The sequence below is a fragment of the Microbacterium sp. CFBP 8801 genome (assembly GCF_014839455.1).
Lineage (GTDB): Bacteria > Actinomycetota > Actinomycetes > Actinomycetales > Microbacteriaceae > Microbacterium.
On record NZ_JACYNU010000004.1, the window covers coordinates 1 to 16,337 of the forward strand.

14 protein-coding genes are annotated in these 16,337 nt (G+C 70.4%); 12 read left to right on the forward strand and 2 right to left on the reverse strand.

Going from position 1 to position 16,337, the window contains the following annotated elements; all coding sequences use genetic code 11:
- Positions 1–18 precede the first annotated feature (18 nt).
- Entirely contained in the window at positions 19–2,718 is a 2,700-nt protein-coding gene (locus IFR11_RS06175) for a transglycosylase domain-containing protein (RefSeq protein WP_191915595.1), read from the reverse strand.
- Positions 2,719–2,834: 116 nt separating this feature from the next.
- On the opposite strand from IFR11_RS06175, the gene IFR11_RS06180 reads away from it, so the two are divergent.
- Positions 2,835–3,053: a DUF4177 domain-containing protein gene (locus tag IFR11_RS06180; RefSeq protein WP_055838421.1), complete on the forward strand. Its 219-nt coding sequence runs from the start codon at positions 2,835–2,837 to the stop codon at positions 3,051–3,053.
- Positions 3,050–3,517, forward strand: a complete 468-nt coding sequence (locus tag IFR11_RS06185; protein ID WP_055838418.1) for a RidA family protein — start codon at positions 3,050–3,052, stop codon at positions 3,515–3,517. The genes IFR11_RS06180 and IFR11_RS06185 overlap by 4 nt, the downstream gene beginning before the upstream one ends.
- Positions 3,518–3,710: 193 nt before the next feature.
- On the opposite strand, the gene acs is transcribed toward IFR11_RS06185, so the two are convergent.
- A complete protein-coding gene (acs, locus tag IFR11_RS06190) occupies positions 3,711–5,678 on the reverse strand; it encodes an acetate--CoA ligase (RefSeq protein ID WP_191915596.1) in 1,968 nt (655 codons plus the stop codon).
- A gap of 472 nt (positions 5,679–6,150) precedes the next feature.
- Here acs and IFR11_RS06195 point away from each other — a divergent pair, with 472 nt between their 5' ends.
- The 10 genes from IFR11_RS06195 to deoC all read left to right on the forward strand — a co-directional run bounded on the left by IFR11_RS06195 (position 6,151) and on the right by deoC (position 16,260).
- Complete coding sequence (locus tag IFR11_RS06195; RefSeq protein WP_441004776.1) at positions 6,151–7,131, forward strand: TadA family conjugal transfer-associated ATPase; 981 nt, start codon at positions 6,151–6,153, stop codon at positions 7,129–7,131.
- Complete coding sequence (locus tag IFR11_RS06200) at positions 7,125–8,027, forward strand: type II secretion system F family protein (RefSeq protein WP_235561619.1); 903 nt, start codon at positions 7,125–7,127, stop codon at positions 8,025–8,027. Before IFR11_RS06195 ends, IFR11_RS06200 begins: the two co-directional genes overlap by 7 nt.
- 95 nt (positions 8,028–8,122) lie before the next feature.
- The gene (locus tag IFR11_RS06205) at positions 8,123–8,362 is read left to right on the forward strand and encodes a DUF4244 domain-containing protein (protein ID WP_055838410.1); all 240 of its coding nucleotides are present in this window, start codon (positions 8,123–8,125) and stop codon (positions 8,360–8,362) included.
- The gene (locus tag IFR11_RS06210; protein WP_055838407.1) at positions 8,362–8,715 is read left to right on the forward strand and encodes a TadE family type IV pilus minor pilin; all 354 of its coding nucleotides are present in this window, start codon (positions 8,362–8,364) and stop codon (positions 8,713–8,715) included. Before IFR11_RS06205 ends, IFR11_RS06210 begins: the two co-directional genes overlap by 1 nt.
- Positions 8,715–9,044, forward strand: a complete 330-nt coding sequence (locus IFR11_RS06215; RefSeq protein ID WP_055838404.1) for an Rv3654c family TadE-like protein — start codon at positions 8,715–8,717, stop codon at positions 9,042–9,044. The genes IFR11_RS06210 and IFR11_RS06215 overlap by 1 nt, the downstream gene beginning before the upstream one ends.
- Before the next feature lie 33 nt (positions 9,045–9,077).
- The gene (gene topA, locus IFR11_RS06220; RefSeq protein WP_197978912.1) at positions 9,078–12,017 is read left to right on the forward strand and encodes a type I DNA topoisomerase; all 2,940 of its coding nucleotides are present in this window, start codon (positions 9,078–9,080) and stop codon (positions 12,015–12,017) included.
- Positions 12,014–12,688 carry a dTMP kinase gene (gene tmk, locus IFR11_RS06225; RefSeq protein WP_082509512.1) on the forward strand — a complete coding sequence of 225 codons (675 nt, stop codon included), beginning with the start codon at positions 12,014–12,016 and terminating at the stop codon, positions 12,686–12,688. The genes topA and tmk overlap by 4 nt, the downstream gene beginning before the upstream one ends.
- A gap of 120 nt (positions 12,689–12,808) precedes the next feature.
- The gene (locus IFR11_RS06230) at positions 12,809–13,987 is read left to right on the forward strand and encodes a DNA polymerase III subunit delta' (RefSeq protein ID WP_191915599.1); all 1,179 of its coding nucleotides are present in this window, start codon (positions 12,809–12,811) and stop codon (positions 13,985–13,987) included.
- Positions 13,984–15,525, forward strand: a complete 1,542-nt coding sequence (locus IFR11_RS06235; RefSeq protein ID WP_342030254.1) for an alpha/beta hydrolase — start codon at positions 13,984–13,986, stop codon at positions 15,523–15,525. Before IFR11_RS06230 ends, IFR11_RS06235 begins: the two co-directional genes overlap by 4 nt.
- Positions 15,526–15,588: 63 nt before the next feature.
- Entirely contained in the window at positions 15,589–16,260 is a 672-nt protein-coding gene (deoC, locus tag IFR11_RS06240) for a deoxyribose-phosphate aldolase (protein WP_055838391.1), read from the forward strand.
- Positions 16,261–16,337: the final 77 nt, after the last annotated feature.

Here is a 16,337-nt window from a genome sequence, read left to right on the forward strand (position 1 = left end):
CCGTCGCGAGGGGGCGCGTCACGGGCAGTCCTTGGCGACGATGGCCAGCGTGATGGGCGTGCTCTTGTTCGCCGAGGTACCGCCGGAGGGGCTCGTCGAGGCGACGCGTCCCTCTGCGGGCGCATTGCCGTCCCGCTCACAGGACCCGATCGATACGGTTCCGAACCCGGCCGACAGCATCGCCGCACGCGCGGAGCTGACCGGCTGCCCGGACACATCGGGAACGGTGCCGCCCTGCCCGTTGCCGGGGCTGAGCGTGATGACCGACCCCGCGGCCGCCGAACCCGCGCCGGGGTTCATCGCGGCCACGCGGTCGCCGCCGAACTCGGAGTCGACCGGGTCGCCGATCGAGACGCGGAAACCGGCGCCTTCGAGGGTGGACCGGGCGCTGTCGAGGCTCTGACCGACGACGTTCGGGAGGTCGCGCTGGATGGTGCGCAGCAGGTTGGAGGCGGGGTCGGGGAACCGGTCGCCACCGTAGAAGTCGTCGGACGAGCGCTGGACGTCGGCGGCGAGCGGGTAACGGATGTCGGACAGTGCGCGCCCACCCCAGTACTTGCGGAACAGGTCTTCGCTGCCCTCGTAGTTGCCGACCCAGGCCGCGGTCGTCGTGTTGGTCGACGACTCGATCATCCAGGTCTGCCATCCCTCGTGGGTACCCGTCTTGCCGAGCACCGGGGTGCCGTCGCGCGGGTTGCCCTGCGAGCCGGTGCCGCCGCCAGCCATGACGCCCTGCAGGGCGTAGGCCGCGGTCGCCGCGATCTCGGGGGTCAGGGCCGGCGAGCACGTGCGCTCGGGGGGCAGACGATCGACGCCCTTGTTATCGGTGATCTTGTCGATGACCTTGGGCTGGCACAGCATGCCGCCGTTCGCCACGGTCGCGTACGCGCCGGCCATGGCGATGGGCGAGACGTTGTCGTTTCCGATGACGTTGTTGGCGTACTGCATCGTGATGTCGGTGCCGTCACCCCGGGTGACGCCCAGCTTCTTCGCGGTCTTGGCGATGTCGCAGAGATCCAGCTGGGCGGCCATCTGCAGGTAGCCGGTGTTCAGCGAGTCGCGCGTGAACATCATGGGGGTTCCCACGTAGCCGCCGTTGTTGGCGAAGTTGTTGATGCGGTCGTTGTTCATGTTGACATAGTTGCCGCTACAGGAGTTCGTCATGTTCGGCACCGGACCCATGCGGCCGTTCAGCGTCTCGTTGAGCGAGTGGCCCTTCTCGAGCCAGTCCACGAGCGTGAAGAGCTTGAACGTCGACCCCGCGCTGAAGCCGATCGAGCCGCCGTTCGTGCTGTCACCGGCGAACACGACCGAGTTGAACGACGGATCGGCCTCGGCCTGACCCGGGTCCTGCGTGAACTTCGTGTTCTGCGCGATCGCGAGGATGCGACCGGTCTTCGACTCCGTGTTCACGACCGTCGAACCGAACTTCATGCCGTCGAAGCTCTGCGGCGCGTAGGCGTTCATCGCGTTCTGCGCGGCATCCTGAACCCGCCAGTCGAGCGTCGTCTGGATCGTGAGGCCGTCCTGACGCAGCGCGCGGACGCGCTCGTCGGTGTCGGTGCCGAAGGCCGGGTCGCTCAGGATCGTCGAGACGACGTACTGGCAGAAGTACGGAGCGGCCGACGAGGCGCAGCCCTGGCTGGTGGGCGTGATCACCGGGCTGATCGGCTCGAGGGCGGCCGCCACGTACTGCTCGTGCGTGATCTTGCCGTCGACCTCCATGCGGCTGAGCACGTAGAGCTGTCGGCCCTTGGTCTCGCTGTAGCCGTCGGCGGCGTTGAGCAACTGCTCCTGCGTGATCTCGCCGTTGTCGCGCAGCGTGTACAACGCCTGGATCGTGCCCTGATCGACGTCGTCGATCGAGCCGTCGGGCTGCTTGTTGTACGCCGTGCCGTCGTTGTCGAAGATCGACCCCTCGGCGCGGTCGATGCGGAAGCGGTTGGGGTTCTGCACCATGCCCGCGAGGATCGCCGACTGGCTGACGCTCAGCTGCGAGGCCGGGGTGTTGAAGTAGTACCGCGCGGCGGCGTCGATGCCGTACGTGGTGCCACCGAAGTTCGCGATGTTCAGGTAGCCCAGAAGGATCTGATCCTTCGTGTACTCCTTCTCGAGCTGGATGGCGTAGCGCATCTCCTGCAGCTTGCGCTGGTAGCCCTCGGTGCCCTCGGACTGCACGGCCTCGAGGGCGCACTTCTGAAGTGCCTCGTCGCGCGTCATGCCGGGGTCGCTGTCGGTGGGCTCGACGGCGCGGGCTTCGAGCTCGCAGCGCTGCACGAGCACGTTCTTGACGTACTGCTGGCTGATCGACGAGCCACCCTGCGTCTCGCCGCCCGAGGCGTTGCTCAGCAGCGCGCGGGTGGTGCCGATGAGGTCGACGCCGCCGTGCTGGTAGTACCGCGGGTCTTCCGACGACAGGATCGCGTCGTACATCACCGGGTTGACCTGGTCGAACGTGACGGGGGAGCGGTTCTGGTCGTAGAACTTCGCCAGCACCCGGTCGCCGGCCATGAGCGTCGTCGGCTCCATGAGCTCGTCGGGCTGCAGGTAGCTCGGCATCTTGTCGAAGATGGTGATGGCGCTGGAGGCGGCGGCGCCGGACACGGCGATGGCCGGCGTCACAGCGGCGGTGACCAGGAGTCCGGCGACCGCGCTCAGGCCGACGAGGCCGACGATGCCGCCGAGGGCACCGCTAGCCGTACGTTTGTTCTCGGGCATAGGGTTGATGCTAAGCGACGTTGCTGGGCGATGCCTTGAAGGCGTGCGCCCGCACGCGTACGCGTTCATCCCGCGCGCACGAGTCTGCGCGCGCCGAGTCACCGCCGGGAGCCCGAATGATCACGTGGGAGTACGTCACCACGCCGCTGTTGATCCACAACACCGCCGCGATCCTCAACAACTGGGGCAAGCAGGGCTGGGAGCTCGTGCAGGTCGTGCCCGGCCCCGAGGGTGGGCTCGTCGCCTACCTCAAGCGGCCCACGGGCGGCGGGACGGCCAACGCCGGTCTCGGCGCGGCCGAACAGGCGGCCCGCCAGTTCGAGGGCCAGCAGTGAGCGTCTCGCAGCGCCTGGCGGAGCTGGGCGTCGAGGTGCCCGCCGTCGTCCCGCCCGTGGCGTCCTACATTCCGGCCAAACGGTACGGCGACCTCGTCTACACTTCGGGCCAGTTGCCGATGGTGCAGGGATCGTTGCCGGCGACCGGCAAGGTGGGGGAGTCCGCCGGACTGGTGAGCCCCGCCGACGCTCGTTCCTTCGCCCGCCAGTGCGCGTTGAACGCGATCGCCGCGGCCGCCGCCGTGGCCGGCGGTGTCGACAATCTCACCGGTGTGCTCAAGCTCACCGGGTTCGTGGCATCCGTTCCCGAGTTCACCGGTCAGCCGGGAGTCATCAACGGGGCGAGCGAGTTCTTGGGCGAGGTGTTCGGCGAGGCCGGCGCGCACGCCCGCTCCGCCGTGGGCGTTCCCGTGCTGCCGCTCGACAGCCCCGTCGAGGTCGAGGTGGTCTTCACCGTCGTGTGAGGATCGATTCCGGATGCCGGGCACCCGGCGAGACGAAGGGGACGTGCGGTCGTACCGCGCGTCCCCTTCGTCGTTTCTCGTCCGCGACGCGGATGGCGTCGCGAACGATGGTCTCTGCGATGGCGCCACGCGCCCGCACGGAGTGAGACCGTCGGTCGTGGACGCCGTCGAACACGACATCCACGACCGGTGATCACTTCACCTGGGCGCTGATCACGCTCATGACGGCGGTGTCGGCGAGCGTCGTGGTGTCGCCCACCTCGCGCCCCTCGGCGACGTCGCGGAGCAGCCGGCGCATGATCTTGCCCGAGCGCGTCTTCGGCAGCTCGCCCACGATGTACACGTCGCGGGGACGCGCGATGGGACCGATCTGCTCGCCCACCCATCTGCGCAGCTCGTCTCCGAGGCCTTCCACCGGATTCTGCTTCAGGAAGCGGCTCTTGATGATGACGAACGCCACCACCGCCTGCCCGGTCGTCTCGTCGGATGCGCCGACCACCGCCGCCTCGGCGACGCCCTCGTGGCCGACCAGGGCCGACTCGATCTCGGCGGTCGACAGGCGGTGGCCCGAGACGTTCATGACGTCGTCGACGCGCCCGAGCAGCCAGACATCGCCGTCGTCGTCGAGCCGAGCACCATCGCCCGCGAAGTAGTACCCCTTGTCGGCAAACTTGTCCCAGTAGGTCTCGCGGTAGCGGTCGGGGTCGCCCCAGATGCCGCGCAGCATGCTCGGCCACGGCTCGGTGACCACGAGCAGACCGCCTCCGCCATTGCCCACCTTCTCGCCCTGCTCGTCGACGACCGCGATCGAGACGCCGGGGATCGGCACCTGGGCCGATCCGGGCTTGGTTTCGGTGACGCCCGGCAGGGCCGAGATCATGATCGCGCCCGTCTCGGTCTGCCACCAGGTGTCGACGATCGGAGCCTCGCCGGCGCCGATGATGTCGCGGTACCAGATCCACGCCTCGGGGTTGATGGGCTCGCCCACCGAGCCGAGCAGCCGGATCGACGACAGGTCGAACTTCTGCGGGACGTCGCGCCCGATCTTCATGAACGAACGGATCGCGGTCGGAGCGGTGTAGAACACGCTCACACCGTGCTTCTCGATGAGCTCCCACCAGCGGCCCGGGTGAGGCGCGTCGGGGGTGCCCTCGTACAGCAGCTGGGTGGCGCCGTTGGCGAGCGGACCGTAGGTGACGTACGTGTGGCCGGTGATCCACCCGATGTCGGCGGTGCACCAGTACACGTCGGTCTCGGGGTGCACGTCGTGCACGACGCGGTTCGTGAAGGCCGCCTGCGTCAGATACCCGCCGGAGGTGTGCAGGATGCCCTTCGGCTTACCGGTCGTCCCCGACGTGTAGAGGATGAACAGGGGCGTCTCGGCCGGGAATGCCTGCGCCTCGTGCTCGGCCGATGCCGACGGCACGACATCGTGCCACCAGAGGTCGCGGTCGTCGGTCCAATCGACCTCGTTCGCGCCGCGCTTCACGACGATCACGTGTTCGACGGTCTCTTGGATGCCGGATCCGTTGCGGTCGGCGAGAGCCTGATCGACCGCGGGCTTCAGGGGCGACACCTTGCCCTTGCGCCACCCGCCGTCGGCGGTGATGACGACCTTCGCCCCGGCATCGTCGATGCGGGCGCGCAGGCTGTCGGCCGAGAATCCGCCGAAGACGACGGAGTGCACCGCGCCGATGCGGGCGACGGCGAGCATCGACGCGATCGCCTCGGGGATCATGGGCAGGTACAGCGCGACGCGGTCGCCCTGCTCCACGCCGAGCTCGGTGAGGACGTTGGCGAGGCGTTTGACCTCGTCGGTGAGCTCGGCGTAGCTGACGTTGCGCTGGTCGCCGGGCTCGCCCTCCCAGCGCAGGGCGATGCGGTCGCCGTGTCCGGCCTCGACGTGACGGTCGAGGCAGTTGTAGGCCACGTTCAGCTCGCCGTCGCCGAACCACTCGGCGAACGGCGGGTTCGACCAGTCGAGCACGCGGGTGAAGGGAGTGTGCCAGTGCAGCTCGCGAGCCTGGTCCGCCCAGAAGCCCTCGCGATCCGCGGCGGCGCGCTCGTACAGGCTACGATCCGCGACGGCTTGCGCTGCGAACGACGCCGCCGGGGCGAACCGGCGGGTCTCGTTGAGGAGATGGTCGATCTGGCTGCTCATCGCGGCGCTCCTTCGCGTTCACGCGACGCCGCGTCGGTGCGCGACGTCATCACCCGGGTCACGCTATCGACCCCCTCCGACACCGGCCACCTCCGATAGTTGGCATCGGCTCGGGATCAAAACAGGTGATATATCGGGGTGAATGGGTCTGGAAGTTGGCCAGGCCGTTCTCCCGCGCGTAACCTAGTCATGCCGGAACATTGTTTCGGCACTCGCGTCGGGGGGAGCCCCCCAATTTTCCTCCGGCGCCTGGCGGCATCCCTCGCCCCCCACTGTAGGGATGCCGCCCCCTCCTCTTTCCGCGGCCGGTGGCCTGCGATGCCGGCCCCGAGGGGCCATCCCTCGCCGGGGCGCACACCCGCTGACGCGGCGAGAACGACCGTTCCTCCCCACGGTGTCGATGCGTCGGAGCATCCACCGATCGCTGTTTTCGCTCGACGCGCGCGGGGGCGTCCTCCCTACGTTCGTCGTCGTGTCTTCCGTCATTCCCCTGCACCGGCCCGATCCCGCTGAAGCGCCCCCCGTCTGGGACGATCCGGCGTTGGCGTTCCTGCGGCCGTTCCTCGACGACGGGTCGGTGACCGATCTCTTCGTCAACGGAGACCGGGGACTCTTCATCGATCGAGGGCGCGGCATCGAATGCGTGGCGTCATGGCGCGCGAGCGAGCTCGAGGTCCGTCGGCTCGCGGTGCGTCTCATCGCGCTCGGCGGTCGCCACCTCGACGACGCGTCGCCCTGCGTCGACGTGCGGCTCGAACGCGGGGTCCGCGTACATGCCGTGCTCGCACCGGTCGCCGTGGGCGGAACGAGCATCTCTGTGCGGGTGCCGCGGTGGGACGCCCCCGATCTCGTCGGGCTCGAACGCGGGGGCATGTTCACCGCGACGCAGCGCGCGCGTCTGGAAGACATGGTCGATCGGCGGTGGAACATCCTCATCAGCGGCGCCACCGGGGCCGGCAAGACGACGTTGCTCGCCGCCCTGCTGGGGCGAGTCCCCGCCGGGGAACGTCTCATCACCGTCGAAGAGGTGGCCGAGCTCCGGCCGGATCACCCCCATCACGTCGCGCTCGAGGCCCGCCAGGCGAACCTCGAGGGCGCCGGGGCTCTCACCGTGGCCCGCCTCGTACGCGAGGCGCTGCGCATGCGACCCGACCGCCTCGTTCTGGGGGAGTGCCGCGGCGAAGAGGTACGCGACCTGCTCATGGCGCTCAACACCGGCCACGACGGAGGCGCCGGCACGCTGCATGCGAGCAGCCTGCGCGACGTGGCGACGCGACTGGAGGCTCTGGGGTCGCTGGCGGGAATGGATGCCACCACCACCGGCCGGCAGGCCGCGAGCGCCATCGGTGCCGTGGTGCACGTCGAACGTCGTGACGGACGCCGCCGGGTCACGGGATGGGGGCGCCCGGTACTGAGCGACGGGCGTCTGCGCATCGATGCGGAGCCGTGGTGAAAGCGGGGCGCGCCGCGATCGGTCGCGCCGACGCCCTCGAGACCACGATGCGTCTCGCCGTGCTGCTGGGCGCGGGGCTGACCCCGGCGCGCGCGTGGGCCGTCGTCGCCGAGCAGGGGGATGCGACGGCGGTGGGCGCGGCACGGGCGGCGGCGCGCGGCGACGATGTCGCCGAGGTCCTGCGCTCGGCGGGTGAGACCTGGAGCGATGTCGCCGCGGTCTATGCGGTCGCCGTCGATGCCGGTGCGCCGTTGGCCGATACGCTGCGCACGATCGGGGGAGCCCTGCGGGACGCCGCCGAGATCTCGGCCGACGTGCGCGTGGCACTCGCCGAACCCGCGGCGACCGCGCGGCTGCTCGCGTGGCTCCCGGTTCTGGGGGTTCCGCTGGGGCTCGCCCTGGGCTTCGATACAGTCGGCATCCTGGTGACCGATCCGCTCGGCACGGCCTGTCTCGTCGGGGGCGCGCTCCTTGTCGTGGCCTCACGCCTCTGGGCCCGCCATCTCGTGCGCCGAGCGAGGCCACCCCGAGGTGTGCCGGGTCTGAACGCCGAGCTGTGGGCGGTCGCCCTCTCGGCGGGGATCTCGGTCGATCGGGCGCGTCAGCTCGCCACCGCAGCCGGCCGCGTCGAGCCGCCGCTCTCCGAGGCCTCGGGGGACCAGGCCATCGAGGCGACCCTCGATCTTGCCGTGCGCGCCGGTGTGCCGGCGAGCGAGCTGCTGCGCGGCGACGCGTGGATGGCACGTCATCGCGCCCGCACCGAGGGGCGCGCGGCGGCCGCGCGCCTGTCGACGCACCTTCTCGTGCCGCTCGGCGCCTGCACCCTGCCCGCGTTCCTCCTGCTCGCCGTCGTGCCGATGATGCTCGGCCTGCTGCGTTCCAGCGGGTTCCCCTAGCGAGGGGTCACTCTCGCCCCCACCCGCTCACCTCCCCTCGATCCGATGGGCGGAGATGCCTCTTCGCCCGGGTCTCTCACCGAAAAGGAGTCGCCATGACCATTCCCTTCCTTCCCACCGCCGCCGACGCTCGTCACGAGACGTGCGTCCCCGCGCTGACCTCGGGGCGCGCGGGTGCCCTCTTCCTCGATGAGAGAGGAGCCGCGACCGCCGAATACGCCATCGCGACCATGGCCGCCGTCGCCTTCGCCGGGCTGCTCGTCGTCATCATGCGCAGCGACGAAGTGCGCGGGATCCTCACCGATCTCGTTCGTCGTGCGCTGACGGTGCAGTGATGTCCGCGGTTCGCCGGGCCGAGCGTCGATGGCCGCGGCTCGACGAGCGCGGTGCCGTGACCGCGGAGTTCGCCGTCGCGCTGCCCGCGCTCATCGTCGTGCTGGCGCTGGGGGTGGGGGCGCTCGGCTCGGTCGCCACGGCCGTCCGGCTGCAGCACAGCGCCACCGAGGCCGCGCGACTGCTCGGGCGGGGAGACGGCGGCGGGCTCGCCGTCGTCGACGGCGTCGGGGGCAGCGCGTCGGTCGAACGCGTCGACGGCCTCGTCTGCGTCACGGCTTCCGCCCCGATCGCGTCGACGCTCCCGCTCGCGCCCGTGACCACACGGGCCTGCGCCCTCGACGGAGGGCGCTGATGGCGGGAACGGTCGCGGTGGTCGGCGTCACCGCGGTCGTGGCGGGCGCCACCGTCGCTCTCGGACTCGCTCTCGGCGCCGTGGTGCAGGTGCAACGGCTGTCGGGGATCGCGGATGCCGCCGCCCTCGCCGCGGCCGACACGGTGAGCGGGGCGGTGACGGGGGTGCCCTGTGAGGCGGCGACGGTCGTCGCCGAGCAGGGGGGTGCGAGCCTGCAGGAGTGCGATGTCGACGGCCTGGTCGCCACCGTCACCGTCGCTGGGGCGTACGGTGGGATTCCATTCGATGTGCGCGCGCGGGCCGGACCACCCGATGTCCCGAGCCCATGAGTCCTCCCGGAACCCCGCCAGGCAGGCGTGTGTATGGTGTGCATCGACGAAAGGACCCCAGTGGCAAACGGCAAGAAGCTCGTCATCGTCGAGTCCCCGACGAAGATGAAGTCGATCCAGGGATACCTCGGCGACGACTACGAGGTGCTCAGCTCGGTCGGTCACATCCGCGATCTCGCGTCGAAGAAAGAGATCCCGGCCGACAAGAAGGCGGCGTACGGCAAGTACTCCATCGACGTCGAGAACGACTTCGACCCGTTCTACGTGGTCAACGACCGCAAGACCAAGACGGTGGCCGAGCTCAAGCGCGCGCTGAAGACGGCCGACGAAGTCCTGCTGGCCACTGATGGTGACCGCGAAGGCGAAGCCATCGCGTGGCACCTGCTCGAGGTTCTCAAGCCCAAGGTCCCCGTGCGTCGCATGATCTTCCACGAGATCACGAAGGATGCCATCCGCGAAGCCGCCGAGAACACTCGCGAACTCGACGTGTCGCTGGTCGACGCGCAGGAGACCCGTCGCGTGCTCGACCGCCTGTATGGCTGGGACGTCTCGCCCGTGCTCTGGCGCAAGGTGGGATCCGGCCGCGAGGGCACGGCGCTCAGCGCCGGCCGCGTGCAGTCCGCCGCGACCCGCATGGTCGTCGAACGCGAGCGCGAGCGCATGGCGTTCGTGTCGGCGTCGTACTGGGACGTCGAAGCGCTCGCGTCGCAGACCGGTTCTTCGTTCACCACTCGCCTCGCCCGTCTCGACGGTGCTCCCATCGCCCGCGGAAGCGACTACGACGACAACGGAAACCTCAAGAAGGCCGTCGTGGTGCTCGACGAGGCGAAGGCCCGCGCACTCGCCGCGGCCATCACCGCCGCCGGCCGCGCGACGGTGGCCAAGGTCGAGGCCAAGCCCGGCACGCGCAGCCCCCGCGCCCCCTTCACGACCTCCACCCTGCAGCAGGAGGCCGGTCGCAAGCTCTCGATGAGCGCCAAGCACGCCATGGGGGTCGCGCAGCGTCTGTACGAGAAGGGCTTCATTACTTATATGCGCACCGACTCGGTCGCCCTGTCGGGGCAGGCCATCTCGGCGGCGCGCGCACAGGCCGTCTCGCTGTACGGCGACAAGGCCGTCCCCGCCAACCCGCGCGTCTACAAGAGCAAGTCCAAGAACGCGCAAGAGGCGCACGAGGCCGTCCGCCCCTCGGGCGAGACCTTCCGCACGCCCGCGTCGCTCGCGTCGTCGCTCGACCGCGACGAGCAGAAGCTGTACGACCTCATCTGGAAGCGCACGGTCGCCAGCCAGATGGCCGATGCCAAGTACGAGACCACCACGGTCACCCTCACCGTCGCCGCGGGCGAGCAGGTCGCGGAGTTCACGGCATCCGGAACCGTCTACACCTTCAAGGGCTTCCTCGAGGCCTATGAAGAGGGCAACGACGAGAAGCGCAACGGGCGCGACGACGACGAGGACCAGTCCCTGCCCGCGGTCGCGGCGGGCGACGAACTCACCGTCAGCGACGTGGAGCCCAAGGGGCACAGCACCTCGCCCAAGCCGCGCTACACCGAGGCCAGCCTCGTGAAAGCGCTCGAAGAGAAGGGCATCGGCCGCCCGTCGACGTTCGCCAGCATCATCGGCGTCATCCTCGATCGCGGCTACGTCTCCAAGCGCGGACAGGCCCTGGTGCCCAGCTGGCTGGCCTTCAGCGTCGTGCGCCTGCTCGAAGAGCACTTCGCCGATCTCGTCGACTACGACTTCACGGCCGCCCTCGAAGACGACCTCGACGCGATCGCCCGCGGAGAGCAGCGTCGCACGGAGTGGCTGAAGTCGTTCTACTTCGGTTCCGACAAGCAGGTGGGCCTGCGGCACATCGTCGACAACCTCGGCGAGATCGATGCCCGCGAGCTCAACTCGACCCGCATCACCGACACGGCCACCCTGCGCTTCGGCAAGTACGGTCCGTACCTCGAGATCACCGAGCCCGGGGCCGACGCCGAGGAGAAGCCCCGCATCGTCAACATCCCCGAAGACCTCGCGCCCGACGAGCTCACGCCCGAGAAGGCCCAGGAGCTCATCGACGCCCCGGTCGCGGGCGACCGCGTGCTCGGCGAGAACACCGAGAACGGCAAGCTCGTCGTCGTGAAAGATGGCCGCTTCGGTCCGTACGTGCAAGAAGTGGATGCCGAAGAGCCCGACGAGGTCGACCAGGCCACCGGCGAGGTCGTCGAGCAGCCGAAGAAGCGCGGCGTGAAGAAAGAGGTCGCGCCCAAGCCCCGCACGGCCTCGCTCTTCCGCTCGATGTCGGTCGACACGATCGACCTCGACACCGCGCTGCAGCTGCTGTCGCTTCCGCGCGTCGTCGGCGCCGACCCCGAGACCGGTGCCGAGATCACCGCGCAGAACGGGCGGTTCGGGCCGTACCTCAAGAAGGGCACCGACTCGCGGTCGCTCGACGATGAGAAGCAGATCTTCGAGATCACGCTCGACGAGGCGATCGCCAAGTACGCCGAGCCGAAGTACGGCGCACGCCGTGCGTCGAGCGCCCTGAAGGAGTTCGACGCCGATCCGGTCAGCGGCAAGGCGATCAAGCTCAAGGACGGCCGCTTCGGACCGTACGTGACCGATGGCGAGACCAACGCCACGGTCCCGCGCGGTGAGGACGCCATGGCCGTCACCTTCGAGCGCGCCGTCGAGCTCATCGCCGACAAGCGCGCCAAGGGTCCCGCGCCCAAGAAGGCTCCGGCACGCAAGACGACGGCGACGAAGACGGCGGCCAGCAAGACGACCGCTGCCAAGACCGCGGCGGCCAAGACGACGGCGGCCAAGACCACGGCAGCCAAGACCGCGGCGGCCAAGACGACCGCGGCCAAGACGGCGGCCAGCAAGACGACCGCCGCCAGATCGACCGCCAGCAAGACGGCGGCAGCCAGCAAGACGGCCGCGCCGAAGGCCACGACCACGCGCAAGGCGCCGGCGACGCAGTCGTGACCATCGAGGACACCCGGCCGCTGCACGCCCCGCGCGCGGCGGCGGCCGGGGGCCCCGGCCTCTTCGTCACCTTCGAGGGCGGCGACGGGGCGGGAAAGACCACCCAGGCGTCGCTGCTCGAGCAGTGGGTGCGCTCCAACGGTCGCGACGTGGTGCGCACGCGCGAACCGGGCGGCACCGAGGTGGGCGTGAGAATTCGCGACATCGTGCTGCACCACCGGGGGCACATCAACGCCCGCGCAGAGGCTCTGCTGTACGCCGCCGACCGCGCGCACCACGTCGAGACGGTCGTGCAGCCGGCCATCGCACGCGGCGACGTCGTCATCCAGGATCGGTACCTCGACTCCTCCGTGGCGTATCAGGGGGCGGGCCGCGTCCTCGACGCCGACGACGTGCGGGCGCTGTCCCTCTGGGCAACCGACGGGCTGCTGCCCGACCTCACGGTGCTGCTCGACCTCGACCCGACCGCCGCGCGAGCGCGCCTCGACGCCGACGACAAGCCCTTCGACCGCCTCGAAGCCGAGAAGAACGAGTTCCATGCCCGCGTGCGTGACGGCTTCCTGGCTCTCGCACGACGTGAGCCGGAGCGTTTCCTCGTGCTCGACGCGACCGAGGCGCCCGAGGTTCTGGCCGCGCACGTGCGCGACGCCGTGACGACGCGGCTGCGCTGACGCGTCCTCGGGCGCGGTACCCCGGCGGTATCGACGTCCCTCGCCCGCCGGCGAGCTCGTCCTCGAGCTCGCGGTACGAGCCAGGGAACGCTGTCGGAGCCCACGGTTAGGCTGGAGCCCATGTCCGTCGCCCTCGATCCGCCGTCCACGCCCGCCGCGGCGGCGCCGTTCCCGTGGGACGCCGTGTGGGGGCAAGACGACGCCGTCGACACCCTGCGCGCCGCGGCATCCGACCCCGCCGCGCTGGCCCACGCCTGGTTGATCACGGGCCCTCCCGGGTCGGGGCGCTCGACCCTCGCGTACGCGTTCGCGGCGGCGCTCATCGCCGAGCCGGGCGACGAGCGGGCGCAGCAGCAGGTGCTGGCCCGCACCCACCCCGACCTCACCGCACTGCGCACCGAGCAGGTCGTCATCCGCATCGACGAGGCCCGCCGTCTGGTGGAGCGGTCGTCGTTCGCACCGTCGCTCGGGCGGCACCGGGTGATCGTCGTGGAAGACGCCGATCGCATGGCCGAACGCACGTCCAACGTGCTGCTGAAGGCCCTCGAGGAGCCCCCCGAGAAGACCGTGTGGGTGCTGTGCGCCCCGAGCGATGCCGACCTTCTGCCGACCATCCGCTCCCGCGTCCGACTCCTGCGCCTGCGAGAGCCCTCGGTCACCGACGTCGCCGCCCTCATCGTCGAACGCACGGGTGTCGCCCCAGACATCGCCGAGGAGTCCGCGCGCCACGCGCAGCGCCACATCGGCATGGCCCAGCGCCTCGCCACCGACGACGACGCCCGCGCCCGTCGTGCCGAGACCCTGGCTGCGGTCCTCGCGGTGCGCGGCATCGGCGACGCCGTCGAGGTGGCGGGACGCATCGTGCGCCTGGCCACCGACGACGCGAAGGCCCTCACCGCCACCCGCGACGAAGAAGAACGGCGTGCGCTGCTGCGCACCTTCGGCATCGCCGAGGGGGCCGCGGTGCCGCCGTCGGTCCGCGGCCAGGTCAACGCGCTCGAAGACGACCAGAAGCGGCGCGCCACCCGCAGCCTGCGCGACGGCATCGACCGCGTGCTCACCGACCTGCAGTCCCTGTTCCGCGACGTCGTGATGATCCAGTACGGCCGCGAGGGCGACCTGGTCAACAGCGAGCGCCTCGACGACCTGCGTTCGCTCGCGGCCGAGTGGACGCCGACCCGTACCCTCGGCGTGCTCGACCGCATTTCCGACACCCGCTCGCACCTCGAGCAGAACGCGGCGCCCCTCTTGGCATTGGAGAGTCTCATGATCACCGTCGCGAATGGTTCCGCCCCGTGAGCGCGCGCCGTCGTCTGGCCGCCGTGATCGCCGGCGTGGCCGGGGTCGCCCTGGCCCTGTCCGGGTGCCTCTACGCCCAGATCCCGCCGATGGCACCCGACGGGGGGCGCTCGCTCGCTCCGCAGACCGAGGGCGTCGACGCGGCACTCCTGCCGTACTACGGCCAGACGCTCGCGTGGGAAGCCTGCGGAAGCGCCGGGTTCGACTGCACGACCGTCACCGCCCCCCGCGACTACGCCGACCCTTCGGCCGGTGACCTGCAGCTGGCCGTCATCCGCCACCGGGCGACGTCGGGGGAGCCCCTGGGCTCCCTGTTGACCAACCCCGGTGGGCCGGGGGTCAGCGGCGTCGACACGGTGCGTGACTCGCTCTCGCTCGTCGCCGACGAGACGCTCACGAGCGCGTACGACGTCATCGGGTTCGACCCGCGCGGGGTGGGTCAGTCGTCGCCGGTGACGTGCTACGACGCCGCGGGCATGGACGCCTACCTGTACGACATCCCGCCCGGAGCGCGCGGCAGCGACGAGCGCAACGCCGCTCTCGAGCAGCGGCAGGTCGACTTCGCCCAGGCGTGCGAGAGCAACAGCGCCGGCATCCTGCCCTACGTCTCGACCGAGAACGCCGCGCGCGACATGGATCTTCTGCGCGGCGTGCTCGGCGACCCGAAGCTGAACTACCTCGGATTCTCGTACGGCTCGCTGCTGGGCACGACGTACGCCGGCCTGTTCCCCGAACGCGTCGGCCGCATGGTGCTCGACGGGGGCATCGACCCGAGCCTCCCGGCCAGCGCGAGCGGGATCGCTCAGGCAGTGGGTTTCGAGAACGCGCTGCGGGCGTTCATGGCCGACTGCGTGACGACGTCGGACTGCCCGTTCACGGGCTCGGTCGACGACGCGATGGCCGATCTGTCGTCGCTGCTCGAGCGGGTGGACGCGCGACCGATCACGGCGGGTGACGGTCGTCAGCTCGGAGCGGATTCGCTCATGACCGCGATCATCGCCGCGCTCTACAGCGACCAGAACTGGCCCTACCTGCGTGCCGCTCTGAGCGGCGCGCAGAACGGCGACGCGTCGGTGGCGTTCCAGCTCGCCGACTTCTACAACGGTCGCACCGACAGCGGCTACACCGACAACACGATGCAGGCGCTGCGCGCGTACAACTGCGTCGACTACCCCGCCGAGAGCGAGGCCGACAGCGACGCGCTGCTGGCCGAGCTCGAGCAGAAGGCCCCGGTCGTGGCGCCGTACTGGGTCGGACCCGATCCCTGCGACGCGTGGACCGCCCCGCCGACGGGAACGCGTGCGGCCATCACCGCGCCCGGCTCGCCGCCCATCGTGGTGCTCGGAACGACCGGTGATCCCGCGACCCCGTACGCCGAGGCGCAGAGCCTGGCCGACCAGCTGTCGCAGGGCGTGCTGGTGACCTACGTCGGCGAGGGACACCTCGCCTACAACAAGGGCAACGATTGCGTGAACGGCGCCGTCGACGACTACCTGGTCGACGGCACGGTGCCGGCCGAGGGCCTGCGCTGCGAATGACCCCCGAACCCACCGCCGGCGCCCGCGCCTAGGCTGGATCCGTCACACCCCGAGGAGACCCCCATGACCGCGCCCACCGCCGACCTGGCGTCGTACATCGACCACACCCTGCTCAAGCCCGAGGCCACGCGCGCCGACGTCGAGCGCATCATCGCCGAGGCCGCCGAGCTCGGCACCTACAGCGTCTGCCTGTCGCCGTCGTTCCTGCCCGTCGAGGTGCCCGCGGGACTCAAGGTCGCCGTCGTCTGCGGCTTCCCCAGCGGCAAGCACCACGCCGAGGTCAAGGCCGCCGAGGCCGCCCTGTCGGTGGCGCAGGGCGCCGACGAGATCGACATGGTCATCGACGTGGGCGCAGCGATCGAGGGGCGCTACGACGTCGTCGAGGCCGAGATCCGCGCGGTACGACTGGCCGCTCCGGCCCCGACCGTGCTGAAGGTCATCATCGAGTCGGCCGCACTGTCCGACGAGGCCATCGTCGCGGTGTGCGAGGTCGCCGTGGCCGCCGACGCCGACTTCGTGAAGACCTCCACCGGTTTCCACCCCGCCGGCGGGGCCAGCGTGCACGCCGTCGAGCTGATGAAGCGCACCGTCGGCGATCGCGCCGAGGTCAAGGCATCCGGAGGCGTCCGCACCCGTGCGGCGGCCGAAGAGATGATCGCCGCGGGCGCGACCCGCCTGGGCCTGTCGTCGAGCCGCGACATCCTCGCCGACCGTTCGGCGACCGGAGACTACTGATCCCACCCCGGCGCGCGTACCTCAGACCCCGCCGGAGCATGTAGAATCGATGATCGTGCACGCGACAGCGCGCACAT